General features: G+C 72.2%; 22 protein-coding genes. 13 read left to right on the top strand and 9 right to left on the bottom strand.

All coding sequences use genetic code 11. The annotated features are described in order from the left end of the window. The first annotated feature begins 152 nt into the window (after positions 1-152). The 5 genes from JK364_RS16395 to JK364_RS16375 all read left to right on the top strand — a co-directional run bounded on the left by JK364_RS16395 (position 153) and on the right by JK364_RS16375 (position 4,687). Entirely contained in the window at positions 153-1,079 is a 927-nt protein-coding gene (locus JK364_RS16395) for a TetR/AcrR family transcriptional regulator (protein WP_201851804.1), read from the top strand. A gap of 45 nt (positions 1,080-1,124) precedes the next feature. Beyond that, a complete protein-coding gene (locus JK364_RS16390; protein WP_201851803.1) occupies positions 1,125-2,018 on the top strand; it encodes a beta-keto acid cleavage family enzyme in 894 nt (297 codons plus the stop codon). Between the two features lie 65 nt (positions 2,019-2,083). Then, positions 2,084-3,097 (top strand): 3-hydroxyacyl-CoA dehydrogenase NAD-binding domain-containing protein, encoded by a 1,014-nt coding sequence (locus JK364_RS16385; RefSeq protein WP_201851802.1) that lies wholly within the window; start codon positions 2,084-2,086, stop codon positions 3,095-3,097. Beyond that, positions 3,094-3,567, top strand: coding sequence for a thioesterase family protein (locus JK364_RS16380; RefSeq protein ID WP_201851801.1), 474 nt, complete (start codon positions 3,094-3,096; stop codon positions 3,565-3,567). Before JK364_RS16385 ends, JK364_RS16380 begins: the two co-directional genes overlap by 4 nt. A 160-nt stretch (positions 3,568-3,727) precedes the next feature. After that, positions 3,728-4,687, top strand: a complete 960-nt coding sequence (locus JK364_RS16375; protein ID WP_230992005.1) for a class I SAM-dependent methyltransferase — start codon at positions 3,728-3,730, stop codon at positions 4,685-4,687. A 59-nt stretch (positions 4,688-4,746) separates the two neighbouring features. Here JK364_RS16375 and JK364_RS16370 read toward each other — a convergent pair whose 3' ends face one another. Continuing rightward, a complete protein-coding gene (locus tag JK364_RS16370; protein WP_201851800.1) occupies positions 4,747-5,160 on the bottom strand; it encodes an SRPBCC family protein in 414 nt (137 codons plus the stop codon). Next, positions 5,157-5,468: an ArsR/SmtB family transcription factor gene (locus JK364_RS16365; RefSeq protein ID WP_201851799.1), complete on the bottom strand. Its 312-nt coding sequence runs from the start codon at positions 5,466-5,468 to the stop codon at positions 5,157-5,159. Before JK364_RS16365 ends, JK364_RS16370 begins: the two co-directional genes overlap by 4 nt. A gap of 404 nt (positions 5,469-5,872) precedes the next feature. Between JK364_RS16365 and JK364_RS16360 the strand changes: the two genes are divergently transcribed. Beyond that, the gene (locus JK364_RS16360) at positions 5,873-6,619 is read left to right on the top strand and encodes a hypothetical protein (protein WP_201851798.1); all 747 of its coding nucleotides are present in this window, start codon (positions 5,873-5,875) and stop codon (positions 6,617-6,619) included. Positions 6,620-6,691: 72 nt separating this feature from the next. Continuing rightward, a complete protein-coding gene (locus JK364_RS16355) occupies positions 6,692-7,516 on the top strand; it encodes a transporter substrate-binding domain-containing protein (RefSeq protein ID WP_201851797.1) in 825 nt (274 codons plus the stop codon). Positions 7,517-7,615: 99 nt separating this feature from the next. On the opposite strand, the gene JK364_RS16350 is transcribed toward JK364_RS16355, so the two are convergent. Continuing rightward, on the bottom strand, positions 7,616-8,395 hold the full coding sequence (locus tag JK364_RS16350) for a helix-turn-helix transcriptional regulator (protein WP_201851796.1): 780 nt from the start codon (positions 8,393-8,395) through the stop codon (positions 7,616-7,618). Between the two features lie 381 nt (positions 8,396-8,776). Between JK364_RS16350 and JK364_RS16345 the strand changes: the two genes are divergently transcribed. After that, on the top strand, positions 8,777-9,766 hold the full coding sequence (locus JK364_RS16345) for a 1-aminocyclopropane-1-carboxylate deaminase/D-cysteine desulfhydrase (protein ID WP_307841298.1): 990 nt from the start codon (positions 8,777-8,779) through the stop codon (positions 9,764-9,766). A 222-nt stretch (positions 9,767-9,988) separates the two neighbouring features. Here JK364_RS16345 and JK364_RS16340 read toward each other — a convergent pair whose 3' ends face one another. After that, positions 9,989-10,930, bottom strand: coding sequence for an ATP-dependent DNA ligase (locus JK364_RS16340; protein ID WP_201851795.1), 942 nt, complete (start codon positions 10,928-10,930; stop codon positions 9,989-9,991). Further along, complete coding sequence (gene ligD, locus JK364_RS16335; RefSeq protein ID WP_230992004.1) at positions 10,927-11,925, bottom strand: non-homologous end-joining DNA ligase; 999 nt, start codon at positions 11,923-11,925, stop codon at positions 10,927-10,929. The genes JK364_RS16340 and ligD overlap by 4 nt, the downstream gene beginning before the upstream one ends. Positions 11,926-11,955: 30 nt before the next feature. Between ligD and ku the strand changes: the two genes are divergently transcribed. Next, on the top strand, positions 11,956-13,062 hold the full coding sequence (gene ku, locus JK364_RS16330) for a non-homologous end joining protein Ku (protein WP_201851794.1): 1,107 nt from the start codon (positions 11,956-11,958) through the stop codon (positions 13,060-13,062). A 255-nt stretch (positions 13,063-13,317) separates the two neighbouring features. On the opposite strand, the gene JK364_RS16325 is transcribed toward ku, so the two are convergent. Further along, positions 13,318-14,145: an NAD(P)H-binding protein gene (locus tag JK364_RS16325; protein WP_201851793.1), complete on the bottom strand. Its 828-nt coding sequence runs from the start codon at positions 14,143-14,145 to the stop codon at positions 13,318-13,320. A gap of 135 nt (positions 14,146-14,280) precedes the next feature. On the opposite strand from JK364_RS16325, the gene JK364_RS16320 reads away from it, so the two are divergent. Further along, entirely contained in the window at positions 14,281-14,889 is a 609-nt protein-coding gene (locus JK364_RS16320; RefSeq protein ID WP_230992003.1) for a TetR/AcrR family transcriptional regulator, read from the top strand. A gap of 76 nt (positions 14,890-14,965) precedes the next feature. Here JK364_RS16320 and JK364_RS16315 read toward each other — a convergent pair whose 3' ends face one another. Further along, a complete protein-coding gene (locus tag JK364_RS16315) occupies positions 14,966-16,432 on the bottom strand; it encodes a glycoside hydrolase (RefSeq protein ID WP_201851792.1) in 1,467 nt (488 codons plus the stop codon). Between the two features lie 311 nt (positions 16,433-16,743). On the opposite strand from JK364_RS16315, the gene JK364_RS16310 reads away from it, so the two are divergent. Next, complete coding sequence (locus JK364_RS16310; RefSeq protein ID WP_201851791.1) at positions 16,744-18,759, top strand: GTP-binding protein; 2,016 nt, start codon at positions 16,744-16,746, stop codon at positions 18,757-18,759. 53 nt (positions 18,760-18,812) lie between these two features. On the opposite strand, the gene JK364_RS16305 is transcribed toward JK364_RS16310, so the two are convergent. Both JK364_RS16305 and JK364_RS16300 read right to left on the bottom strand, forming a co-directional pair. Beyond that, on the bottom strand, positions 18,813-20,048 hold the full coding sequence (locus tag JK364_RS16305; protein ID WP_307841297.1) for an IPT/TIG domain-containing protein: 1,236 nt from the start codon (positions 20,046-20,048) through the stop codon (positions 18,813-18,815). A gap of 112 nt (positions 20,049-20,160) precedes the next feature. Further along, positions 20,161-20,904 carry an IPT/TIG domain-containing protein gene (locus tag JK364_RS16300; RefSeq protein ID WP_201851789.1) on the bottom strand — a complete coding sequence of 248 codons (744 nt, stop codon included), beginning with the start codon at positions 20,902-20,904 and terminating at the stop codon, positions 20,161-20,163. Positions 20,905-21,393: 489 nt separating this feature from the next. Here JK364_RS16300 and JK364_RS16295 point away from each other — a divergent pair, with 489 nt between their 5' ends. Together JK364_RS16295 and JK364_RS16290 are read left to right on the top strand one after the other, a co-directional pair. Next, entirely contained in the window at positions 21,394-23,109 is a 1,716-nt protein-coding gene (locus JK364_RS16295) for a S1 family peptidase (protein ID WP_230992002.1), read from the top strand. Then, positions 23,106-25,538: a serine/threonine-protein kinase gene (locus tag JK364_RS16290; RefSeq protein ID WP_201851788.1), complete on the top strand. Its 2,433-nt coding sequence runs from the start codon at positions 23,106-23,108 to the stop codon at positions 25,536-25,538. The genes JK364_RS16295 and JK364_RS16290 overlap by 4 nt, the downstream gene beginning before the upstream one ends. Positions 25,539-25,548 lie beyond the last annotated feature (10 nt).

Genomic DNA, 25,548 nt, shown 5'->3' with positions numbered 1-25,548 from the left:
CGGAAGCGTTCGAACATCATCGACCAAAACTGATGCATCAGTCAGCTCGCATCGCAATCTCCGGGTGAAATTCCCATGAATACCGGGAGGAAGCAGGCATTCCACTGTCACATTCATTGCGCTTATCTCAACGCGTCCGTACCGTGTCGGCCATGCGGCAACAGTTCGACGTGGCGGAACGCGTACGTCAGGTGATCGGCGAAGCCGGGTGTACCCAGCGCGAATTCGCTCGGCGGGTGGTGATGGACCCGTCCAAGCTCTCGCGTTCGCTCAGCGGGAGCCGGCGCTTCACCGTGGCCGAGCTGGCGCGGATCGCCGACGCCGGGAACGTGGACGCCGGATGGCTGCTGGGCACCACGACCGGCGACGGAGCGGACGGCGGAGCCGAGGGAGCGGCCGGCGGGGCGGCCGGGGCGCCGCGGCCGTCCGCCCCCACCGCGCCCCCCGGCAGCGGACGGCCGCTGCAGATCGTGCGGGAGACGGTCCGGCTCATCGCCGAGCGCGGCTTCCACGCCGTACGCGTCGCCGACATCGCCGCGGCCTGCGACACCAGCACCGCCACCATCCACTACCACTTCCCGGGCCGCGCCGAGCTGCTCGAGGCCGCCGTGCGCTGGTGTATGGACGAGGACACCGCGCGCCGCGCCGCCCGGATCGCGGAGGCCGACGACGCCCGCGAGGAGCTGCGGCAGCTGATCGCGCTCCAGGCGCCGTACACCGAGCGGCAGCGGCAGCAGTGGCTGGTGTGGATGGACCTGTGGGCCGAGGCCGCGCGGTCCACGGCCATCGGGCGGCTGCACGCCGACTTCTACCAGCAGTGGCGGCGGACCGTGGCCGAGGTGATCCGGCGCGGCATCGAGCAGGGGGTCTTCCGCACCGTCGACCCCGAGTTCAGCGCGCTGCGCCTGACGGCCCTGATCGACGGACTCGCCATTCAGGTGCTGGCCACCGGGCCCGGTGCGGGCGGTACGAGCGCCGAGGCCATGGACATCGCCTGCAACGCGTACGTGGACACCGAATTGACCGCACGGCGCTCCGGCGCCGACGCGGCCGGACCGGCCGACCGGTCCGGGCCGTAGCTCCGCACCAGAGTGCGGTGCACCGCGAGAGAGGGAGAGAAGCCCATGCCCATGAACGACAGCGTCATCATCACCTGTGCCCTGACCGGCGCCGGTGACACCGTGGGCCGCAGCCCCCATGTCCCCGTCACCCCCGAGCAGATAGCCCGCTCCGCCGTCGAGGCCGCGGAGGCCGGGGCGGCCGTGGTCCACATCCACGTACGCGACCCCGAGACCGGCGCCCCCGCCCGCGATCCGCGGCTCTACCGCGAGGTCGTGGAGCGGGTCAAGGAGACCGGCACCGACGTCGTCATCAACCTCACCGCGGGCATGGGCGGCGACCTGGTGATCGACCCCGAGAACCCGCTCACCCACCTCCCCGGCACCGACCTGGTCAGCGGCCTGGACCGGCTCCCCCACGTCGAGGACCTGCTCCCCGACATCTGCACCCTGGACTGCGGCTCGCTCAACTTCGGCGACGGCAGCAACCTCTATGTCTCCACCCCCGACATGCTGCGCACCGGCGCCAAGCGCATCCAGGAGCTGGGCGTACGCCCCGAGCTGGAGATCTTCGACACCGGGCAGCTGTGGTTCGCCAAGCAGCTGCTGGCCGAGGGGCTGCTGGACGACCCGACCGTCTTCCAGCTGTGCATGGGCATCCCGTGGGGCGCCCCGGCCGAGCCGGGCGTACTCGCGTCGATGGTCAACATGCTGCCCGAGGGCGCCCAGTGGGCCAGCTTCGCGCTGGGCCGGATGCAGATGCCGTGGGTGGCGCAGTCCATCCTGCTCGGCGGGAACGTACGGGTCGGTCTTGAGGACAACCTCTACCTCAGCCGGGGCGTCAAGGCCACCAACGGCCAGCTCGTCGAGCGCGCGGTCCAGATCACGGAGCTGCTGGGCGCGAAGGTCGCCACGCCGGACGAGGCGCGGCAGCGGCTGGGCCTCAAGCCCCGCGCGTAATCCCCCACCGGCTCCCCTCCCTTCCCCTCTCTTCCCCTTCTCTCCCTCACATCCTTAGGACCGCCATGCCCTCATCCCCCTGCGCCCCCGAAGAGGTACGCCGCGTCGCCTGCGTCGGCGCCGGAGTCATCGGCGGCGGCTGGGTCGCCCACTTCCTGGCGCGCGGCTACGACGTCACCGCCTGGGACCCGGCCCCCGACGCCGAGGAGAAGCTGCGCCGTCTCGTGGCGGCCGCCTGGCCCGCCCTGGAGCAGATCGGCCTCGCCGACGGCGCCTCCCCCGACCGGCTGACCGTCACCGCGACCCTGGCGGAGGCCGTGGCCGACGCGCAGTTCGTCCAGGAGAGCGCCCCGGAGAAGCTGGAGCTCAAGCGGTCGCTGCTGGCCCAGCTGGACGCGGCGGCCCCGCCCGGGGTCGTCATCGCCTCCTCCACCTCCGGCTATCCGATGACCGATATGCAGACCGAGGCCGCCGACCCCGGCCGCCTCGTCGTCGGCCACCCCTTCAATCCGCCGTATCTCATTCCGCTGGTCGAGGTCGTGGGCGGGAAGCGGACCGACGCCGAGGCGGTCGAGTGGGCCTCGCGCTTCTACAAGGTGGCGGGCAAGTCCGTGATCACCATGGAGCGCGAGCTGCCCGGTTTCATCGCCAACCGGCTCCAGGAGGCGCTGTGGCGGGAGGCGCTGCACATGGTGGCCAACGGTGAGGCCACGGTGAAGGAGATCGACGACTCCATCACCGAGGGGCCCGGACTGCGGTGGGCGTTCATGGGTCCGTGCCTCACGTTCGCCCTGGCGGGCGGCGACGGAGGCATGGGACATATGCTCGACCACTTCGGACCCTCGTTGAAGTCTCCGTGGACCCGTCTCGAGGCGCCTGAGCTGGACGACACGCTGCGTGCGGCCATGGTCGACGGCTGTGACGAGGCGGCGGGCAGCCGTACCATCGCGCAGCTCGTCGCGGAGCGGGACCAGGGCGTCATAGACGTCCTGCGGGCGACTGGCCGTCTGCCGCGGCAGCGCACCGAGGGGACGGACGGCATCGCACCTACCCCCAGCACCATGGGAGACGAGAAGTGAGCAGCACGCTCCCCGACTACCGGCAGACCGTACGTCCCGAGTGGATCGACTACAACGGCCATATGAGCGAGGCGTTCTACGTCCTCGTCTTCGGCCACAGCACCGACGAGATGATGGTGGAGACCGGGCTCGACTCCGCCTACCGCGCCAAGACCGGCTGCTCCCTCTACACCGTGGAGTCGCACATCCGGTATCTGAGCGAGGTCGAGGAGGGCGCCGAACTCACCATCCGTACGCGCGTCATCGGCGTGGACGGTAAGAAGGTCCGGTTCACCCACGAGATGCATGTGGGTGAGCCGGACGGCGCCCCCGCGGCCACGACCGAGCTGCTCGCGCTCCATATCGATCAGAAGGAGAGCCGCTCGGCTCCGTTCCCCGATGAGGTGCGGGAGCGGCTGACGGATCTGCTCGAGAAGGCCCCCGAGTGGGCGGGCCGGGCGATCGGCCCGGTTCCGGCCGAGGCGGGTTGAAGGACCGCCGTACCGCCTGAACGCCCCGGCCCCGGATTCGTCCGGGGGCCGGGGCGTTCGCCGTTCCGGATGAGGGATCGGGTGAGGTTGAATGGCGGTGGAGGCGATGGAAGCGGTGGGGGAAACGCCGGGGGACGCGCGTGCGAGGAGTGACGACGCCATGGCGGACGCCGGACCGGACGGGACCGGGAACAGGGACGGGGCCGGGAACAGGGACGGGGCCGGGAACAGGGACTCGACCGGGAACAGGGGCGGGGACGGCACGAGGGGCGGGGACGGCACGATGGGCGGCGAGGGCGGTCGGCGCGTCGAGCTGAGCGAGGTGCCCGAGACCCTGCTGTGGAACCTCTATATGCGGGCCGCCGAGGCCCGCCGGGCGCGGACCGTGCTGGACGACCCCAAGGCCGTGGAGCTGGTCGACCGCGTCGACTACCCCTTCGAGGAGACCTTCGGGGCGCCCAGCCCGCTGCTGGCGCAGGGCCAGGCGCTACGGGTCCGCACCTTCGACACCGTCGTACGGGCCTTCCTCGACGAGCATCCGGACGGCACGGTCGTCACGCTCGCCGAGGGTCTGGAGACGCAGTTCTGGCGGGTGGACAACGGGCGGGCGCGCTGGGTGTGCGTGGAGCTGCCGGAGACCGCCGAGGTGCGGCGGGCGCTGCTGCCCGACGACGAGCGGCGGCGCACCCTCGCCCGCTCGGCGCTCGACCTGTCCTGGCGGGACGAGGTCGATCCGGCGCGCGGGGTGCTGATCACCGCGCAGGGGCTGCTGATGTATCTGCGGCCGGCCGAGGTGAAGGACCTGATCGCGGGGTGCGCCGAGCGGTTCCGGGGCGGGGCGCTGGTCTTCGACGCGGTGCCGCGGTGGTTCAGCGCCCGGACGATGCGCGGCGAGATGCGCACCGCGGGGGGCTATCAAGCGCCGCCCATGCCGTGGGGCATGGACGCGGGTGAGCTGCCCAAGGTGCGGACGGCCCATCCGGCGATCACGGACGTGCGCGAGGTGCCACTGCCGCGCGGCCGGGGGTTCTACTACGGGGCGCTGGCGCCGCTGATGCGGTGGCTGCCCGCGGTACGGAACCTGCGGCCGACGATGACGGCGATAGCCCGCTTCTCGTAAGGTTCCCGGCCGGTCGCTCAGCTCGCCGGTGTTCCCGGCCGGGCGCTCAGCTCTGTCGCTCAGCTCGCCGGTTCGGCGAGCACCCTGGCGAGGTTCTCGAGCACCGAGGGCCAGCCGCGGCCCATGCCGTCGAGCGCCTTCCTGCCGAGCGGGGAGTCGAGGTCGAACCCGGTGTGCGCGAGGAAGAGCCGGGTGCCGGCGCCCTCCGGTTCGAGGCGCCAGGTGATGGTGGTGTCGAGGGTGGTCCCGGCGAACCGGTAGCTCAGCAGCCGCTCCGGCTCGACGGCGATCACCTCGCAGGGCTGCTCTCCCCAGGGCCCCATGTCGAGCGTGAAGCGGTGGCCGACCTCCGCCCGCACATCGCCCGCGGCCCACCACCGCGCGTGCGGCCGCGGATCGGTGAGGGCCTTCCACACGACGGCCGGGGGGTGGGGCAGGAACTGGTCGCAGTGGATGGCATCGGGCTCGGTCATGGGTTCTCCTCGTCGAGGACGTCGCGCAGCGCGCGGAGCCGCTCGCGCCAGTAGTGCTCGAAGGGATGCAGCCACTGCTGCACCTCGGCGAGCGGATCCGGCTCCAGGTGGTAGTACCGCTGCCGCCCCCGCGGCTCCTCCCGTACGAGCCGGGCCAGCCGGAGCACCTGGAGATGTTCCGAGATCGCCGGTCTGCTCAGCTCGAACTCGCCCGCGAGGTCGTTGACGGCGCGGGGGCCGTCCCGGAGGCAGTCGAGCAGCTTGCGGCGCACGGGGTTGGCGAGCGCGCTGAAGACGTCTGTGGGCACGCCTCGGAGATTACGTCGGAGATTCCCGACGCGTCAACTTTCTCCGACGCGTCGACACTCCGCTGTGCGTCGTTGCGGGCGGCGCCCCGCGGCCCGGGGCACCCCGTGGCGTACATGTCCCGGTGGAGCGCGAACGCACGACGCTGGAGGTCGGCCTCGGTGCGGCCGGGGGTGCGGCACGTCAGCGGGGGTGCGGCACGTCAGATGGGGCGCGGCGGGGACGTCACACAGCAGGGTGACGGGCGGACGAACCCGGGGGCGCGGCCGGTCGATCCGGGCGGACGACCGGAGACCACCTGGTGACCCGACAGCCCTCCCGCGCAGTGTACGCCCGCCCCGTGGGGGCTCAACTCGGTTACAACGAAATCCTGTTGCCCGGTATGTCCCGACCGTAATCTGTTCGCGTGACCGACGATGCGAACCCTGTCCCACCGGACCCGCCGGGAGATGCGGCCGCAGCTGGCACCAGCCTGCGGCTTCCGGCGTGGCTGTCGGGCCGGGCGGTCCGGTTCCGCGACGCCCTCACTGACGATCGGTTGCTCGCCCTGCTGATCCTCGTCGATCTCGTCACCCTTCTCACGTCGGCCTCGATCTGGCTCGCGCTCGGCGGGGACGCCGGGGTGGTCGGTGTGACCGCCGGGGCACTTCTGGCTTTCGTCGCCGCCATGCTGCCGCTCATCAGGCGCCGGGACGCGGAGGGTGAGCGCCCCCTGTGGCCGCCGCTCATCCTGGTCGTGATCCCTCTGGCGGTATTGATCGTCGGACTGCCCGCCTGGGGCGTATGGGTGTACCTGGACAGCCGCCCCGTGGACATGTCCCACCGCTTCACGCTCTCCCCGGCGCGCCCTGTGGAGAACGGGGACACCGTTGTCGCCTCAGCCCACACCGACGATCCGCACCCGCGGCTCACGATCAGGTTCGCCCTGACCCAGCACAACCTCTCCGATCCAACGTGCACACCGGGCAGCAAACTCACCGTGACCCTTCCGACCGGCGCCGGGCAGGACCTCCCGCAGACTCGGGCGGCCGGCGAGACGTTCGTGCTCGACCTGGGAGAGGACATGAAGGACATCCGGCTCACGGTCCGGCTGATCGCGGAACAGAACTGCGCGCTGGATCTCTCGGTCACCTCGGCTCACCTGGATGAATAGGAACCCTCATTGATACACACGACGCACGCCCCGGGCCCCAGCCGGCCCGGCGTTCGACGACTCGTGCGGACGGTGGCCGCCTTACTTCTGATCACCATGACGGCATGCGCCTCGGACGACAAGGATGAGGAGTCCCGCCTGCGCAACACGGTCTTCATCGGCGGCAAGACCGACCAGCCGGGGTTCAACCTTCACGCCGCCCACACCGACCGCGGCCTTGAGGTGGACCTGGCCAACTATCTCGGTGGGGAGATCGGTTTCCATCCCAAGTTCCATGACGTCATATCCGCCAACCGAGAGCAGGAACTCAAGGAAGGGTCCTCGGCACTGGTCATCGCGACCTACTCCATCGCCCCGGACCGAGAGCAGAACGTCGACTTCGTCGGGCCCTACCTGGTCACCGGACAAGGCTTCCTGATCCGCGAGGACTATCAGGGTCTCAAGACCGAGAAGGACGTCGCGGGCAAGGAAATCTGCACGGTCGACGGATCGACCTCGGCCGAGGCGGAGCTGCCCCGCGGTACGACCCGCCAAAAAGTAGCCGACTACTCGACCTGTGTACGAAAGCTCCAGCGCGGCGCGATCGACGCGGTGTTCACCGACGAGGCGCTGCTCTACGGCTTTGTGGAACAGCAGAAGAACAGCAAGGTCCCACTCAAGGTTGCCCCGGGCGTCACCGCAGGCCAGATCAACCGTTACGGCATCGGACTGCCGAAGGGCCACACGGCCGACTGCAAGAGCCTCTTGCGTGCCCTGCGCACGTACCTCACCGAGGAATGGGCCGCCGACGTCCAAGCCCAACTGCCGGCGCTGGTGCATGCCTACCCCGGTGACTGGGAGAACCGATTTCGACCCGACCCCGAGGATCTGAACCACTACTCCTCATGCAAGGCCTGAACGACGGGCGCGACTCGCGGAAGGCACGAGAGAAGACCGCCACCGCACCGCCGGCCATCAGCTTCGTACGCGGACCGGTCACTTTCGTACGCGGACCGGTCACTCCGGCGGGACGCTGTACCGCTCCAGAGTCGCTTTGGAGACCGAGGTGTCCATGAGGCGCAGCTCCCATGGGCCGGTGTTGACGTCGAAGTCCTTGCCGAAACCGACCCACTTGCCAGCCATGCGGCGGCTGGTCGGCTCCACGAGCATCTGAACCGCGCCTTGGTAGCACGCCCCCTGGTAGTAGCCGCCGGTGGCCGTCTGCTCGGTCCAGGTGCCCGTGACCACGCTCCGGTCAACGGTGAGGTCCAGGGAGAGCGGGGAGTCCGGGTTCAAGGACGCTCCGTTGAGTGACCGTCCCGTCAGACGATTGCCGTGCTGCACAAGCACCACGTAATGCCTGCCCTCGAAGACGTCCTCGCGCCCTGACGAGTAGTACTCGTACCGGGAAAGCCAAACGCCGCTGTAGTTCTCTGCCGCTGTCTGCCGGCCCGCCCGGGTGTCGGCGGAGGCGGGAGCCACACCCTCCGCGCTCGGTGTCATGTCATGCCCTCCTGCTCCATCACCATGGACTCTCGCCATGGGCACCTGCGGGGCGAATCCCAACGACTCGATCGGTACGCCTGTGACCCTCTCCAGAGCGCGGATGTAGACCGGCCTCGGCGATCTGCTGATACCGGATTCCCAGCGTTGGACCAGCCGCTTGCTGGCCTCGTTCGGCTCGCCTAATTCGACACCTGCCCGGCGGAGCGCCTTTGCCAAGTCGTCCTGGCTCATCCGCAGGCCGATCCGCACAGCCCGCAGCGCGTCATTCGGTGCGTGTACCTCGGTCGTCATGACGTCCACGCTAGCCCTGAACACCCATGAATGACACCGAAATGACGCCCTTTGAGGGACACCTGAGTAGCGCCTTTTCTGTCGTCGCAGTGTCCTGGGCAATGGCGGGACCATCACGACCCAAAGCGGCAGAAGAGGCAGATCGTGATGGACAAGGCAGAAAAGGGACAGCGGCTCATGAGCCTGCGGGTGTCCCATGACAGTGGCCAGACCTGGAGCGCCGAGGTGGTGGTCATCAGCAGTGACCCTCTGGCTCCCCTCCTCACCTCGACATGGCCACCTTGCCGGTGCTTACGCTGTGTGACCGGCTCGGGCCCCGCGTCCGTACGGCCCGCAGGCGGCACGGCTCACTGAAGGAGGGCCAGCGGTCAGAATGGACAGGTGAGACACCCGCCGGACACCACCAGCCCGATACGGCCCCGGCTGCCGTCCCCCGTACGGGACGTGGCCGACCCGTGGCTCGCCGACCGGGGCGTGGCGCTGCGGCTGAAGCGGGACGATCTCATCCACCCGCTGATGCCGGGCAACAAGTGGCGCAAGCTCACCCCGAATCTGCGCGCGGCCGTCGAGCGCGGCCACACCCGGCTGCTCACCTTCGGCGGGGCGTACTCCAACCACATCCGCGCGGTGGCCGCGGCGGGGGCCGCGTACGGGCTGTCGACGGTCGGGGTCGTCCGGGGCGACGAGCTGGCCGCCGCGCCGCGCAACTGGTCGCTGGCGCGGGCCGAGGCACACGGCATGGAGCTGGCCTTCGTCACCCGCTCCGCCTACCGCGAGACGCTGCGCGGCCTGAGCGAGGACGACTCGGGCACCCTGCGGGCGCTGGAGGAGCGATGGGGACGCGCCTACGTGCTCCCGGAGGGCGGTACGAACGTCCTGGCGGCGCGCGGGGCGGCGGAGCTCGTCGCGGAGCTGCCCGACCTGGGGCCGGGCGATGTGGTGTGCTGCGCGGTGGGCACGGGCGGCACGCTGGCCGGGATCGCGGCGGCGCTCCCGGCTGGTGCGCGAGCGGTGGGGTTCGCCGTGCTGAAGGGGGCGGAGGGCTACCTGGAGGGCGAGGTGGCCGCGCTGCACGAGCGAGGGTGGGGGCGGGTGTTCGACAGCTGGCGGATCGAGCACGGCTACCACGGCGGCGGCTACGGACGGGTCCCGGCGGAGCTGGAGGCGTTCGCGGCGGAGTTCGAGGAACGGCACGGGGTCCGGCTGGAGCGGCGGTACGTGGCGAAGCTGCTGTGGGGTGTGTACGGGCTGGTGGAGCGGGGCGAACTGCCCCCGGGCAGCCGGGTGACGGCAGTGATCACCGGGCCGCCGGATCCGGAGGACCCGGCAGGTTCGACGGGTTCGGCGGGTGGTGCCCGGCCCGGGGCGTGACCCGCCGCGCGGATCGCCTCCCGGATCGGTCCGGGTCACGGATCGGCGCGGGGCACGGATCGGCCCAGGTCACAGCTCGGCCCGGGTCACGGCTCGGCCCGGGTCACGGCTCGGCCCGGGTCACGGATCGGCGCGTAGAGCGACATGGCGCCGATCGCCGGTGCCAGGCGGGGCGGCCACGGTCGGATCACGGGCGCGGCGCCGGGGGCCGCGGCGCACGGGTCAGTCGGGGATGCGCAGGCGCATCACCCTCGTCGCCGCGTGGCGGACCGTGCCCTCCTGGCGGACCTCGACGGTCAGGTCCGGGGCGATGGGGCGGTAGGCGATCTCGGCGCCGACCCGGTCCAGGGCGGTGGGGAGTTCGGCGGGCGGGGGCTGGGGGTCGGGCAGATCGCGCAGGGCCATGCTGAGCTGGGCGCGGACGGCCGTGGAGAGCGGGGCGGAGATCAAGGGCGCGTCGTCGCCGGGGAGCACCAGCGCGAGGGCGCGCGGGCGGAGGCGGGGGCCGACGACGCCGACGACGACGGCGTCCCGGGTCTCCGAGTGGCGCACCTTCCGCCAGTGGCGGCCCGGCCGGTAGGGCTGGTCCAGCTCCTTGATGACCAGGCCCTCGATACCGATCTCCAGGAGCGACGCGTACCAGGTGGCGGCGAGCTCCGGATCGGTCGTCATCGGCACGGCCTGGAGCGGTGGGCCGAGCGGTTCGAGGAGCGCCATCAGCCGGGCGCGGCGCTGTTCGTACGGAAGCGGCCGCAGATCCTCCGCGCCGATCGCGAGCAGGTCGAAGGCGGCGTAGGAGGCGGGCAGTTCCCGGGCGAGCCTTCCCGCGCGGGACTCGGACGCGGCGAAGGCGCGCTTCTGGACGGCCGCGAAGTCCGTACGCCCGCCCGCCCACACCACCACCTCGCCGTCGAGGACCGTGCCGGGCGGCAGCGGCCGTGCCGCGGCCGCCAGGTCGGGGAAGGCGCGGGTCACGATGCGGCCGGAGCGGGCCTGCATCCTTACGGTGTCCACCAGCCGGAAGATCAGCAGCCGATGGCCGTCGAACTTGGGCTCGTACGCCAGCCGCCGTCCGGGCGGGGCGGTGGGCAGGATCGGGACGACACGGGCCAGCGCCACGTCCACGGGTGGCTGAAGGGGCGGCTCGTGGGAGGGGGACGTCATCGGTCGGCCGCGCCTTCGCCGTCGCCTTGGCCGTTGCCCTCGCCCTCCTCGACACGGGCCTCGCCCTCCTCGACACGGGCCCCGTCCTCCTCGGCACCGGCCTCGCCCGTCGGCAGCGGGCGCCCCTCCGCCGGGTCGAGCAGTGGGGCGAGCAGATCCCCGTGGCGGTCGAGCCGCGCGGGGATGTCGTCGATCAGGAAGGTCAGCGCCGCGGGGTCGCCGCACGCCTCGACCTCCTCCCAGGTGACGGGCGCGGAGACGGCCGGTTCGGGGACGGCGCGGGGGGTGTACGGGGCGGCGGTGGTCTTCGCGGCGGCGTTCTGGCTGAAGTCCACGTACACCTTCCCCGGCCGCAGCGAGCGGGTCATCTTGCGGATGACCAGGTCCGGCATGGCGTTCGCGGCCTCCAGGGCCAGCCGTCTGGCGTAGCCGGTGGTCTGCCGGGAGGGGGTCGGCGCCACCGGCACCAGCAGATGCAGCCCCTTGGAGCCACTGGTCTTCGCGTACGCCGTAAGGCCGTCGGCGGCCAGCCGTTCGCGCAGCCATACGGCGACGACGCGGCAGTCCACGATCGTGGCGGGCGGCCCGGGGTCGAGGTCGAAGACGAGCCGGTCGGCGATGCCCACGCCCTGGTCGATCCGCCACATCGGGGTGTGGAGCTCCACGACGAGGTTCGCCGACCACATCAGCGAGGGCAGGTCCTGGATCACCACCTGCCGTGCGGTCTCCCCCTTATGGCGGGTGACCTCGGCCGTCGTCACCCAGGAAGGCGTGCCCGGAGGCGGGTTCTTGGTGAAGAACTTCTGGCCGTCGGGGCCGTCCGGGTAGCGCAGGAACGCCAGCGGCCGCCCGCGCAGATGGCCGAGGAGCGCGTCCGCGGTCGACGCCAGATAGTGCAGCAGCTCGCCCTTGGTGGTGCCGGTGGCCGGATGGATGACCTTGTCGAGGTTCCTGAGCGTGATCCGCCGCCCCTCCACCTCCGCGATCGGGGACATACGATAAGAATCTCACGAAAGGGATCAAGCATGCGATCTATCTGGAATGGGAACATTTCCTTTGGCCTGGTGAGCATTCCGATCAAGATCTATCCGGCCACCGAGGACCACTCGATCTCGTTCCGGCAGATCCACACCCGCGACAACGGCCGCATCCGCTACCGCAAGGTCTGCGAGCTCGAGGACAAGCCGGTCGAGTCGAGCGAGATCGGGCGAGCGTACGAGGACGCGGACGGCGCGCTGGTCCCGATCACCGAAGAGGACCTCGCGGCGCTTCCGCTGCCCACCACCCACACCCTGGAGATCGAGGCGTTCATCTCCGCCTCCGAGATCGATCCGCTCCAGATGGGCGACGCCTACTACCTGGGCACCAGCGGCGCCGCCGCGGCCAAGCCGTACACCCTGCTGCGCGAGGCGCTCAAGCGCAGCGAGAAGGTCGCCATCGCCAAATACGCCCACCGCGGCCGCGAGCGGCTGGGGATGCTCCGCGTCGTGGGCGACACCATCGCGCTGCACCGGCTGCTCTGGCCGGACGAGGTGCGCGAGCCCGCGGGGGTGGCCCCCAAGGAGAAGGTGACCGTGAAGCCGGCCGAACTGGACCTCGCCGACACCCTGATGGAGACGCTCGGAGAGGTGGATCTGAGCGATCTGCGCGACGAGTACCACGAGGCGCTGGAGGAACTGGTGGCGGCGAAGGTGTCCGGCGCCACGCCCACCGCCGAGCCCGGCGAGCGGCCCGCGGGCGCGCAGGTGGTCGACCTCATGGCGGCACTGAAGGAGAGCGTCCGCAGCGCCAAGGAGGCCCGGGGCGAGGGGGCCGGGGAGGCCGCGGAGGCTCCGGGGGCCCTGGAGGGCGAAGCCGAGGAGGAGGGGGAGGCGGAGGCGACGGTCCACGAGCTGCGCGGCCGCAAGAAGGCACCGGCGAAGAAGGCCGCGTCGGCGAAGAGCACCGCCAAGAAGACCACCGCGGCCGGGAAGAAGACGGCGGCGAAGGCCGCCAAGGCCGCGGAGGAGCCCGCGGAGGAGCCTGCGGGGAAGGCCGCCGGGAAGAAGCAGACGGGCACGAAGAAGGCCGCGGCCAAGAAGACCACCGCGAAGAAGCAGACGGGCAGGCGCGGCACGCGGACCGCCTCCTGAGGCGGCCCTGGCGCCGGCGAGCGCGCACCGTCCAGGTAGCGCCTGCGGCGGGCTATTCCCCTACCCGCCCCTTCCCGAACCATGGGGCTCCGCCCCCTGGACCCCGGACGGGCTGATTTCAGCCCCTCCAGGGGGCACCTCCCAGCGGTAGCTGGGGGAGCTTGAGGAGCGGGGCCCGGGGCGGAGCCCCGGTTGTGGGAAGGGGCGGGTAGGGGAAGGCCCGCCGCAGGCGCAACCGCGGTCACCCAACACGCCTCAGCGGAACGCGGCCACGCGATCCTCCACCCACTGGGCGAACGTCCGCCCGGGGCGCCCCGTGATGCGCTCGACCTCCGGCGAGACCGCCTGCGGCCGGTCCACCAACTCCGCGAAGACGCGCAGCAAGGAGTCCGCCATGTCCGGCGTGAGGAACCCGCCGACCATCCGCTCCCGCGCCGCCTCGTGCGGGATCTCCTCGTACCGCAGCGGCCGCCCGATGACCTCACCAATGGTGCGCACCTGGTCGGCGAAGCTCAGCGACTCGGGACCGGTCAGCTCGGGAGTCTGGCCGACCAGGTCGTCGGCGAGCAGGGCGCGGGCGGCGACCGCGCCCATGTCGGCCTCGTGGATGAGCGCCATCTGCGCACCGGCGTACGGCCCGTACACCACGTCCCCGGCCTTGATCTGGTCCACCCACTGCAGCGCGTTCGCGGCGAAGCCGCCCGGTCGGACGAACGTCCACTCCAGCCCCGTGGCCTCGACCTCGTCCTCCAGCGCGCGGTGGCGGGCGCCGATCGGGTTCCGCTGCGGATCGACATCGTCCAGGACGGAGGACGAGGAGAGCATCACGATCCGCCGCACCCCGCTCGCCTTGGCCCGCTCCAGGATCTTCTCGGACCCGGTCTGCCAGGCCACCGCGGGGTTGAGGAACAGCGCCGTGGCACCGTCCAGGGGCAGCTCGTCGGTGCGGGCCGCCCGCACGCCCTCCGGCAGCCGGGCCGCCTCGGGGTCGCGGGTGAGAGCGAGCACCTCGGCGCCCGCGTCGGCCAGCTGCTTGACCACATGGCTGCCGACGTTTCCGGTGGCTCCGGTCACCACGAACATGATCAATCTCCTTGCCTGTCATGCGATCCGTACCTCACGGCAGCAGGTTCATCCAAACGGATGACATTGTCAAACAATTAGATGAGAGCATGTCCGGAACCCCCCGGCTAGCCTGTCCGGGCCGAGGAAGAGGAGATGACGACGATGCAGGGGACGCCCAAGAGGCCCCGCCGCGCCCCCACCCCCGAGGAGCGCAAGCAGTGCCCGGAGCGCTCCCGGCGGCTGCTGCTGGAGGCGGCCATGGACGAGTTCTCCGAGAAGGGGTTCGCGGGCGCGCGCGTCCAGGACATCGCGGACCGTGCGGGCCTCAACAAGCAGCTGATCACCTACTACTTCGGCGGTAAGGAGGGCCTCTACCGGGAGCTGGGCCGCGAGTGGCTGCGGCGCGAGGCGACCTTCAACGACCCCGCGGTCCCCTTCGAGGAGCTGGTCGTCCGCTACCTCCGGGAGGCGTTCGACGACCCCCGCGGCATCCGGCTGGCCAGCTGGCAGGCGCTGACCGGCGAGGTGGGGGACGAGCCGCGCGAGGACCTGTCCGACATGCGGCGCCGGCAGGCGGCGGGCGAGCTGGCGGACGACCTCGACCCGGCCGCCGTGCTGCTGATGTGCTACGCCATGGTCTCCGCACCGGCCACCATGCCGCACGCCGTCCGCCAGATCTTCGGCATCGAGCCGGACTCGCCGGAGTTCCGCGAGCGGTGGGAGGAGCAGCTGCGCCGCGTCGTCCGCCACCTCGCCGCGTAACCGCACGCCCCACGCACCGCGCCCCACGCCCCACGCACCGCGCCCCACGCCCTGCGCCCTGCGCCCTACCGTCGGCTCACTCGATCACCCCGTCGATCTGGAACGTCTGCACCGACTTCTCGGCGAACGGAACGCTCAGCCGCTTGCCGTTCAGCGCCATGTCCTGGTGCGCGGTGTACAGATCGCCGGTGCCCGAGGTCTGGGTGGACCAGCGCGGCACCAGCCCGCCCGCACCCCCGGTGACCTGGCCGAAGCGGGACAGATCGAAGGTCAGGGTCTGCGCGGCGCCGGGGTTGACGGCGACGAGTACGAGCCGCCGCGCCCCCGGGTCGTACGCGGCGACCGCGTGGTCCGAGCCGGTCTCCAGGATCCGCATCCCGGGGCGGATGTGGCGGGTGAACTGCGCGAGCACGTAGTACTTGGTCTGCACGGCGCCGGGCTGGGCGGTGTCCGGGTCGTAGTGGATCAGCGCCCAGCCCGCGCTGGGATCCATGACCTGCCAGTAGGACCACGCGGTGGGGTGCAGCCAGTGGAAGTCCAGGCAGAGGTTGGTGGCCAGGGTGAGCCCCGTGCCGTCCTTGTCGCCGGTCTCGGAGTTCCACAGCTTCTTGCCCGCCGCGCGCACGTCCAGGTACAGCAGGTCACGGCGGCCGCCCGAGCCCTGGTAGCCGTGGACGTTGACCTGGTCGACCAGGGCGCGGCTGGCGGAGTCGAACGAACTCCAGGTGGTGCGGGCCAGGTCGTAACTGGTCTCGTCCGACGCCGAGATCCGGGTGCCGGTCAGGCCGCGCGCGTCGAGCTCGGTGCGGAGGTGGCCGAGGACGGTCCGCTGGACCGCCGCGTCGATGTGGCAGCCCTCCTGGGTGCCGTCCGCCTTCCACCACGCCGACGACGGCTCGTTGAACGCCTCGACGGTGGCGAAGCGGACGCCCCAGTGGTCCTGGGCGTAGCGGGCGGTGGTGGCGAGGTAGAGCGCGAACTGGCGGTAGTTCCAGGACTGGAGGTTGTTGCCGCCGTCCGCCGCGCCGGACGGGTTGTGGTTGAGACACATCCACCACATGGGCGAGTTGGAGAACAGCTCGCTGACGGCGCCCCGCTGGACGGCCTTGGCCAGCGCCGCCCGCTGGACCGCGTCGGCGTTCCAGTGCCAGGCCGCGGAGGCGGGGTCCTCGCTGTTCCAGTCGTGCCAGTAGCCCTCGATCTGCTTGAACCGGGGGATGTTGGGCGAGGCCACCATGGACTCGCCGCCCACGCTGGTCCAGGCGCAGCCGCCGAGGTTGTAGCGGGCGATGTTCAGCCCGAGACCGGGCAGCGTTCGGCCGCCGTAGCCCACCGCCTTGGTGGTGAAGAAGAGATCGGCGAAGTCGTCCCGCTGCCCGAAGAGATTGGCCCACCAGGCGAGCGAGGTCCCCCAGCCCTCCCAGGCCCCGTGGTCGGTGCCGGGGTCGACGCCGATGGTCTCGTCGGCCCAGGCGGTACCGGTCGTGAGGGCGGTCCCGAGCACAGTGGTGCCCGCCGCCGCCAGAAGCGTTCTGCGCCGCATCGTCAGTCCCCTCCGCCGCACCGGCCCCCGTCGCTTACGAAGAGTCGGGGCAGCGGCGGGTGTTGTCGAGAGGCGTGACAGCGCTTTCTACGGGGACGGGCCGCGCTTCCCACCGGGCGGGCCGAGGGTTACGCGATGACGGGCCGCCCGTAATTCGGTTGCCTCCGCCCGCCCCCGTGCCCAGGATGTCCGCGACCTCACATCTACGAGGCAGCTACGAGACACCTACGAGCAGGAGCAACCGATGCGCCGATTCCTCGGAACGACTCAGTGCCCCCACCGGACGACCGTCTTCGAGGAACTCAGCATCCATGCCCAGCTCTCCACGGGTCTCACGGACCCTCAACATCGGTGTGCTCGCCCATGTCGACGCCGGTAAGACCAGCCTGACCGAGCGGCTGCTCTACGACGCCGGGGTGATCGACCGGCTCGGCAGCGTCGACACCGGGGACACCCAGACCGACACCGGCGAGATCGAGCGGCAGCGCGGTATCACCGTGCGGACCGCGGTCGCCGCCCTCACCTCCGGGGACACCCAGATCAACCTGATCGACACCCCCGGCCACTCCGACTTCATCGCCGAGGTCGAGCGCGCCCTCGGGGTGCTCGACGGCGCGGTGCTCGTGCTGTCCGCCGTCGAGGGCGTCCAGGCGCAGACCAGGGTGCTGATGAAGACCCTGCGGCGGCTGCGGCTCCCGGTGCTGCTCTTCATCAACAAGATCGACCGTGCGGGCGCCCGCGACGAGGGGCTGCTCGCCGACATCCGGCGCGCCCTGGCGCCACATCTCGTCCCGCTGACGTCGGTAAGGGACCTGGGCACGCGGAACGCCCGCGTCCGGCCGCGCTCCCTGGACGATCCGGGGGTGCGCGCCGAGGCGGCCGAGGTGCTGGCCGAGACCGATGACGCGATGCTCGCGCGGGTCGTGGACGGTCCGCTGCCCTCGGCCGAGGAGGTGGGGGCGGCGCTCGCGGCCCGTACGGCGGAGGGGCTGGCGCATCCGGTCTTCTTCGGCTCGGCGCTCAGCGGCCAGGGCGTCGGGGCGCTGGTCGAGGGGGTGGCCCGGCTGGTGCCGCCCGCGTCGGGCGGCGCGGAGCCGCGCGGCACGGTCTTCGCCGTGGAGCGCGGCGGAGGCGGCACAGGCGGCGGAAGCGGCACAGGCGCAGGCGCAGGCGGAGGCGGAGGCGGAGGCGGCAGAAGCGGCGCCCGTGGTGGCCGTACGGCCTATCTGCGGCTGTTCTCCGGCGAGGTGACGCTGCGACAGCGGGTGACCCTGCACCGCCGCGAGCCCGGCGGCGCCCTTACCGAGCACACCGGGCAGATCACCGCACTCGAGGTCCTCGGGGACGCGGGGGCCGCGCGCGGGCCGCTGACCGCCGGGAACATCGCGAGGATCAAGGGGCTGCCCGGGGTCCGGGTCGGCGACCGGCTCGGGCCCGTCCACGACGTCCCGTCGGACCGGCGGCACTTCGCCGCGCCCAGCCTCCAGACCCTCGTCCGCGCCCGCGAGCCCGGCGCCGTCGCCGCGTCCCGGCTGCACACCGCGCTGCTCGACCTGGCCGACCAGGATCCGCTGATCCACGCGCGGGCGATGCCGGGCGGGGCCACCTCGGTGCTGCTGTACGGGGAGGTTCAGAAGGAGATCATCGCGGCCACGCTGGTCCAGGACTACGGCATCGAGGCGGACTTCGAACCGAGCCGTCCGGTGCTGGTCGAGCGCCCCTCGGGGGTCGGCGAGGCCGCCCGCGAGATCGCCCGGGTCGGCCACACCGGGCCCTGGGCGACCGTCGGGCTGAGCGTGGAGCCCACCGAGCGGGGCGCCGGGGTGGTCTTCGGCTACGAGACCGAACTGGGCGCGCTGCCCCGGGCGTTCCACAACGCGATCGAGGAGACCGTGTACGAGACGCTCTTCCACGGGCCCCGGGGGCGCTCGGTGACGGACTGCCGGGTCGTTCTCGTCCGCTCCGGGTTCATCGGGCCGTTGAGCACCGCGGCCGACTTCCGCGACCTCACCCCGGTGGTGCTCGGGGAGGCCCTGGAGCGGGCGGGGTGGCGGATCTACGAGCCGTACCACGCCTTCGAGCTGGAGCTTCCGGCCGAGACGCTCGCCGCGGTCACCGCCCACCTCGCCGCCGCCGAGGCGGACATCGGCGAGAGCGTGGACGGTGCCACGGGGTGGCTGCTGCGGGGCGAGCTCCCGGCCCGCCGGGTGCACGGTTTCGAACGGGTCCTGCCCCGGCTGACGCACGGCGAGGGGGTGTGGTGGTCAAGGCCGTGCGCCGACCGGCCGCTGCGCGCCGGGGCGACGGCCCCGGGCCTCGGCTCCTAGCTCCTCCTAGCTCCTCCTGGCCTCTCCTGGCTCCTCCTGGCTCCTCCTGGCTTCTAGATCCCGGGCGGCCCCACCCGGGTGTAGACGATGCTGTTGCTGCTGCCGCCGGGCGTGGTGACCTGTACGTTCACCGGCCCGGCGGACCCGGCCGGCGCGATGGCGGCGACCCAGGTGTCGGAGACGACCGTGAAGGAGGCGGGCGTGGCGCCGAAGAGCACCGAGCTGGTGGTGGTGAGCCCGCTGCCGAAGAGCGTGACCGTGGTCCCGGCGTCGAGCGGCCCCTGGTTCGGCGACAGGCTGGTGAGGACGGGGGCGGGCACATACGTGTACGCGACGCCGTTGCTCGTGCCGCCCGGCGTCACCACCGTGATCTGCACGGTGCCGCTGCCCGGCGGGGACGACGCCACGATCTGCGTGTCCGACACCACCGTGAAGGTGATCGCGTTGACGGCCCCGAACCTGACCGCTGTCGCACCGAGCAGATTGGTGCCGGTCAGGGTGACGGTCGTGCCCCCGGAGGTGGGGCCCTGGGCGGGTGAGGCGCCGGTGAGGGCGGGGATGCCGACGTAGAAGTACGTGACCCCATTGCTGGTGCCGCCCGGCCCGGCCACGGTGATCTGCACCGGCCCGGCGGCCCCCGGCGGGGCGACCGCGGTGATCTGCGTGGCCGAGACCACGGTGAACGACGAGGCGGGCGTCGACCCGAAACTGACCGCCGTGACGCCCGTAAGGCCGCTACCGGTGAGCGTCACCGTGTTCCCGCCGCCGATCGGGCCCTGCGTCGGGGAGACGGAGGTGAGCACCGGCGCCGCCACCGCCACATAGCTGTACGACAACCCATTGCTCGTCCCACCCGGCGTCGTCACGGTGACCTGCACCGTGCCGCTGCCCGGCGGCGCCACCGCCGTGATCTGCGTCGCCGACACCACCGTGAACGACGAGGCGTTGACGGCCCCGAACCTGACCGCCGTCGCACCGAGCAGATTGGTACCGGTCAGGGTGACCGTCGTACCGCCGGTGGCGGGACCCGTGGCGGGCGAGATGCCGGTGAGGGTGGGGGCGGCGGCATAGCCGAACGCCACCCCGTTGCTCGTCCCACCCGGCGTGGTCACCGTGATCTGCACGGTGCCGCTGCCGGGCGGGGCCACCGCCGTGATCTGCGTGGCGGAGACCACGGTGAACGACAAGGCGAAGTTCGGGCCGAAGCGGACCACCGTGGCCTGGGTGAAGTTGCTCCCGGTCAGGGTGACCGGGGTCCCGCCGCCGGGCGAACCGGCGGCGGGGCTCACGGAACTGATCACAGGAGGGGACGCCATGGCCGTCGAGGGACCGGTGCCTGTACCTGTGGCTTGAGGGGTACTCAAGGTGGTTCTCCTTCTGGCGGGTCGTCCCACGGGGTGATCAGATGCCCGGACCTGCGGCGTAGCTGAAGGCGTCGTCGGCGGTGGCGCTGCCGCCGCTGGTGGTGACGGTGACGTCCACCGGACCGGCGGTGCCCGGAGGCGTCACGGCCGAGAGGCTGGTGTCGTCGATGACGGAGAACGGCGCCGCCACGCCCCCGAAGGTGACCGACTGGGTGCTGGTCAGGCCGGAGCCCGTGATGGTCACCGACGTACCGCCGGAGGTGGGCCCGGAGGTGGGGCTGACGGTGGTGATGGCGGGTGCGTTGACGTAGGTGTACGACAGGCCGTTGCTGCTGCCGCCCGCCGTGGTCACGGTGATGCCCACCGGCCCGGCGGCCGCGCCCGCCGGGACGGTGACGTTGATCTGGCCGTCGTTGACGACGGTCGGGGTCGCGGAGTTGCCGCCGAAGGCCACGGCGCTGGCGGTCGAAAGACCGGTGCCGGTGATGGTGACGGTGTTGCCGCCCGCGAGCGGTCCCGAGCTGACGCTCAGCCCGGTCTTGAAGGGCGGGCCGATGTAGAAGAAGTTCAGCGGATTGCTGGTGCCGCCGGGCGTGGTCACGGTCACCCCCACCACCCCGTTGCCGGAGGGCGAGACGACCGTCACGGAGGTGGGGGTGTTGGCGGTGATGGTGGCCAGTTTGCTGCCGAAGCGCACGGCCGTGGCACCACCGAGGTTGGTACCGGTGATGGTGACGGTCGTACCGCCTGCGGTGGATCCTTGGTTGGGTGAGATGGGCATGGCGCGTTGCCTCCTGGATGAGGGCGGGGCGTGGACGGGACCGGGCGGGCCGGACCCGCACGCGCTCACGGGAAGTCCGGTGCGCGACCGCGGGCTTTGGGGCACCCGCCCGGTCCTCCTCGCGGTACGCCTGGCGCCCGGCTCCGGCGAGGACGCGGCGCCCCCAGCGCCGAAAGAATCGACGGGAGGTTCCACCGCACACTTTCAGTAATCCATCCGACGTAGCCCGCCACAAGAAGAGGTGACGCCACGTCACCCGAATGGCCGGGCGCGCGCGACCGGCGGCGCCGCCCACCGGACGCGCCGGGCCTGCCATCCCGCCCCGTACGGCCCTGGTACGCCCCTTTCCGGCCCCGGGCCCGTCCCTCTCCGGCCCCGGGCCCGTCCCTCATCAGCCCCGGGCCCGTCCCTCACCGCCCCTCACCCGTTCCCGTGACCCATCGGACGGACGGGTCACTTCCGTACCTCCCGGGCGTATGCTCTTGCCACATGGGGGCGGAAATGGGCATTACCGCCGATGCGACCTCCAGCGGGGGCACATGGCGGGTGAGGATCCGTAGTTCGGCCGGTGACGTCCTGGGCGCCGGAATCCTCCTGGGCAGTGAGACGGTGCTGACGTGCGCCCATGTGATCCCCGACGACGGGCTCCCGGTGCCCGCCACCGAGGTGCTGGTCGAGCTGGTCGAGGTGCACGAGGCCCGGCCCGTCCCCGCGCGCGTCGCCGACGGCTGCTGGGTGCCCCAGCGCTCCGACGGCTGCGGCGATGTGGCGCTGCTGCGGCTGGGCCGGCCGCAGCCCGCCGAACACGCCGCGCCGCTCTACCGGCTGCCGCCGGTGCTCGGCCGGCCGGTGTGGATGGGCGGCTTCCCCGAGGGGCTCGACAACGGCCACTATCTGCGCGCGAAGACCGCCGGGCGGGTCGGCCCCCGGGCGGAGTGGGTGGGCCTCGACCCCAAGTCGCCCCGGGATGTGGTCCGTAAGGGCTTCAGCGGCGCCGGGGTGGAGGACGAGGCGACCCGGCATGTCATCGGCATGGTCGTCAGCCGGTACGACGACCCCGTCGACGTGCCATCCGCCGAGCGCCTCAGCGTCTCCTACATGATCCCGGTCGAGACGATCGTGCGCCATCTGCCGGTGGTCCACCGCTGGCTGCGCGGGGACCCCGGGGTGGACCGGCCGCTGGTCTCCCCGCTGACCACCGTCGTCCAGGACATCGGCTTCGCCCAGCGGCTCGCCGTATGGCTGCGCCGGGAGCCCCTGACCGGGCGCGCGGGCATCGCCGACGTGGAGACCGTGGTCATCGAGGACGACGACCACGCGCGGTACGAGGCGCTCAGCCGCGCCATCACGCTCGCCGACCGCGAGCTGTCGGGCGGCGGCCCCGACGAGGCGGTCTCGGCCGCGCCGCACGGCACCGTACCGCCGCTGGGCAGCGTGGACCTGGCCATCGACGTCACCAAGCGCACCGACACCGAGGTCGCGCTGCGGGTCGCGGACCGGATGGATCTGCGCTCGCCCGGCGACACCTCCCCGCTCAGCCGGGTCCGGGCCAACGCGGTGCCGCTCACCATCGTGGCCGTCGGCGTGGACCGCGCCCGCGACCCCGAGGCGCTGGTCGGCTTCATGAAGCTGCTCGCCGACCGGGGCAGCCGGCTGCTGCTGGTCTTCCGCGACCCCCACTCGAGCGGACTGCTCCTGGCCGAGCGGGTGTTCCGCCCCGAGGCGGCCCGGATCGACGCCTGGCTGGACGAGCTCGCCGGGCGGGTGGCGCTCGCCGCCGACCGCGAGCACGAGACGGCCGGGCGCGGGGCGCGCCGCTCGTCCTTATCGGACACCGAGGACGCCACGGCCCTGCGGATCAATCTGACCCGGCTGCGCTCCGACCCCGAGCTGCGCTCCCACCGCATCGTCGCCAAGCTGGCCGCGTTCGAGCACTCGGTGCGGGCGGTCGCCGAGCGGGCCGAGGAGACGCTGCGGGTGATCGACGCCCAGCAGCCGGCGGTCCAGGAGCTGAAGTGGCAGCTGGTGTCGTACACGGCGATGCTCGGGACCAAGGCCGAATCCGAGCGGGCCGAGCTGATCCCGCTGCACCGCGCGGCGGTGCGGCTGCTGGCCGAGGTGCCCTGTGATCTGCCGGAGGCCCGCCGCGCCGTCGACCGGTTCGTGGCCGCCGTGCACACACCGCCGGAGGGGGAGACGCCATGACGGACCCGACGGAGGGGACGGTCTGCGACCGCCCGGACTGCCGCGGCGAGGGCCTGGGCCGGATCAACGCCCGGGGGTTCTGCTCGGAGTGCGGCCGCAGGCCCCTGCCCGCCGCCCCCTCTCCCGCCACCTCTCCCGCTCCCCCGCCCGCCGAGCCCGCCGCCCCCTTGGCGTCCGAGTCCACCGCGACCACGGCCCGTGCCCGCCGCCGCGATGTGGCGCGGAAGTTCACGGTGCGGCCGGCGGGTGATGGCCTGCTGGACCTGCCCCGCGTCGAACTCCCCTCGCTGCGCGACCTGGTGATGGACGATCCGCATCCCCCCTCGCGCGGCCAGACCTGCGGCTGGGAGGGGTGCGACGCGGTCGTGGGCGCGCCCTACGCCGGACAGTCCGCGCTCTCCCGGGGCTACTGCCCGCGCTGCCGCCATCCGTTCGACTTCACCCCGCGGCTGAGCCCCGGCGATCTGCTGGGCGATCAGTACCGGGTGATCGGCTGCGTCGGGTACGGCGGGCTCGGCTGGGTCTATCTCGCCGAGGACACCCAGCTGGACGACCAGCCCGTGGCCATCAAGGGCCTGATCAACAACGAGGACGAGGCGGCCCTGCGGGTGGCGGTCGAGGAGCGCCGCTATCTGACCGTGCTCGACCACCCCGGCATCGTCCGGATCATCAACTACGTCACCCAGCCCGACCCCCGCGGCGACGGGGCGCTCACGGGCTACATCGTGATGGAGTTCGTCGGCGGGATGACCCTCGCCCAGATCAAGGACCACATCGCGGACGCGGTGAAGCCGTACGACGGGCCGCGGCTGTACGAGCACATCCTGGCCTACGGCTGTCTGGTGCTGCGCGCGGTGGGCTATCTGCACGGCGAGAAGCTGCTGTACTGCGATCTCAAGCCGAGCAATGTGATGCACCACGAGGACCGGGTCAAGGTGATCGACCTCGGCGCGGTGCGGCGGCTGGGCCAGCGGGACGGCGGGCCGCCGGTGATCACCGAGGCGTTCGCCGCCCCCGAGGTGCTGGCCCGGGGCGCCTCCGCCCTCACCGAGCGCCATGATCTCTTCGGGGTCGGCAGGACGCTCGAGGAGCTCTCGGACAAGGCCGCCCGGCAGACCCAGCGGCCGCCCGGCCTGGGCTCCGAGTCCTACCGCCGGGTGCTGGCCCGCGCCACCGCGGCCGACCCGGAGCGGCGGTTCGGATCGGCCGCGGAGATGTCCGAGCAGCTGTGGGGCGTGCTGCGGGAGGTCCACTCGCTGCGGCTGAGCCGGGAGCAGCCGGAGCCGTCCACGCTCTTCGCCCCGACCTCGGCGCTGCTGGACTCCTCACTGGGCCGGATCCCGGACCTGGAGCGCTGGCTGGACGGGGAGCCGCGCCCGCTGCTGGCGTCCGGGCTGCCCCAGCCGGAGCGGGTGCCGCTCGGGCTGCCGGTGCCGTTCCCGGACGCGGCGGATCCCGGCGCGGCGCTGCTGGGCGTCCCGACCGACAGCGGGCCGCGGCGGCTGATCGAGCAGCTGCACGCCTTCCCCCGCCCCTCCGCCGAGATCCGGCTGCGCGTCTGCCGCGCCTATCTGGAGCTGGGCGAACGGGACTCGGCGGCCGAGGAGTTGGCGATCGCCGTCGAACTGATCGGTTCCGCCGCCCCGTACGACTGGCGGCTGTCCTGGCACCGCGCCCTGCTGCGGCTCGCGGACGGCGCGGTGGCCGACGCCCGGCGGGAGTTCGACGAGGTCTACAGCGCCCTGCCCGGGGAGTACGCGCCCAAGCTGGCGCTCGGCTACTGCGCCGAGCACCTGGGCGACCATGAGGCCGCCAAGCGGTTCTACGAGGCGGTGTGGCAGCGCAACCGCTCGCAGGGCAGCGCCGCCTTCGGGCTGGCCCGGCTCCGGCTCACGGCGGGCGACCGGGGCGGCGCGGTGGAGATCCTGGGCGGAGTGCCGAAGGTCTCCCGCCACTACGACGCCGCGCGGATCGCCATAGTGCGGGTGCTGTCGGGGCGGCTGGGCCACCCCGACGCCCTGCCGGCGGCCGAGGATCTGGCGGAGGTGCGCACGAGGCTGCCGCGGCTGTATCTGGACGAGGGGCGCGAGTCCGGCCCGGCCCGGGACCGGCTGGCGGCGGAGTCGCTGGAGGTGACGCTGGACTGGGCGGAGCGGCAGCCGGGGTCCGGGGAGCGGATGGGTGAGCCCGCTGGGCACGCCCGGTCAAGGCGCTGGGTACGGAAGGGGCGCGCCGATCCGGCGGCTGAAGCACCCCGGAGGGGAACCGAACCCCGGTCACTGGTGTATGGGGAGTGGGAGGACGAAAGCGCGCTGCGCGGGGAATTGGAGCTGACCCTGCGCCGACTGGCCCGACAGGCGGACAGCCCCGAGGCGCTCGGGGTGCTGATCGACCGCGCGAATGCCATCAGGCCCATGACCCGCGTCTGACAGGGGGATC

The sequence above is a fragment of the Streptomyces endocoffeicus genome (genome assembly GCF_016741935.1).
In the GTDB taxonomy this organism is placed as follows: domain Bacteria; phylum Actinomycetota; class Actinomycetes; order Streptomycetales; family Streptomycetaceae; genus Streptomyces; species Streptomyces endocoffeicus.
The sequence above is the reverse complement of the archived record's forward strand: the minus strand, read 5'-3'. Positions and strand labels throughout refer to the sequence as shown.

Bases quoted from the DNA above. Each gene is read 5' to 3' on its own strand.
- JK364_RS16375 (WP_230992005.1), top strand. From the start codon at position 3,728: ATGGCGGACGCCGGACCGGACGGGACCGGGAACAGGGACGGGGCCGGG.
- JK364_RS16310 (WP_201851791.1), top strand. From the start codon at position 16,744: ATGCCCAGCTCTCCACGGGTCTCACGGACCCTCAACATCGGTGTGCTC.
- JK364_RS16395 (WP_201851804.1), top strand. From the start codon at position 153: ATGCGGCAACAGTTCGACGTGGCGGAACGCGTACGTCAGGTGATCGGC.
- JK364_RS16350 (WP_201851796.1), bottom strand. From the start codon at position 8,395: ATGACGACCGAGGTACACGCACCGAATGACGCGCTGCGGGCTGTGCGG.
- JK364_RS16320 (WP_230992003.1), top strand. From the start codon at position 14,281: ATGACGACGATGCAGGGGACGCCCAAGAGGCCCCGCCGCGCCCCCACC.
- ligD (WP_230992004.1), bottom strand. From the start codon at position 11,925: ATGTCCCCGATCGCGGAGGTGGAGGGGCGGCGGATCACGCTCAGGAAC.
- JK364_RS16325 (WP_201851793.1), bottom strand. From the start codon at position 14,145: ATGTTCGTGGTGACCGGAGCCACCGGAAACGTCGGCAGCCATGTGGTC.
- JK364_RS16295 (WP_230992002.1), top strand. From the start codon at position 21,394: ATGGGGGCGGAAATGGGCATTACCGCCGATGCGACCTCCAGCGGGGGC.
- JK364_RS16290 (WP_201851788.1), top strand. From the start codon at position 23,106: ATGACGGACCCGACGGAGGGGACGGTCTGCGACCGCCCGGACTGCCGC.
- ku (WP_201851794.1), top strand. From the start codon at position 11,956: ATGCGATCTATCTGGAATGGGAACATTTCCTTTGGCCTGGTGAGCATT.
- JK364_RS16300 (WP_201851789.1), bottom strand. From the start codon at position 20,904: ATGCCCATCTCACCCAACCAAGGATCCACCGCAGGCGGTACGACCGTC.
- JK364_RS16315 (WP_201851792.1), bottom strand. From the start codon at position 16,432: ATGCGGCGCAGAACGCTTCTGGCGGCGGCGGGCACCACTGTGCTCGGG.
- JK364_RS16340 (WP_201851795.1), bottom strand. From the start codon at position 10,930: ATGACGTCCCCCTCCCACGAGCCGCCCCTTCAGCCACCCGTGGACGTG.
- JK364_RS16385 (WP_201851802.1), top strand. From the start codon at position 2,084: ATGCCCTCATCCCCCTGCGCCCCCGAAGAGGTACGCCGCGTCGCCTGC.
- JK364_RS16390 (WP_201851803.1), top strand. From the start codon at position 1,125: ATGCCCATGAACGACAGCGTCATCATCACCTGTGCCCTGACCGGCGCC.
- JK364_RS16370 (WP_201851800.1), bottom strand. From the start codon at position 5,160: ATGACCGAGCCCGATGCCATCCACTGCGACCAGTTCCTGCCCCACCCC.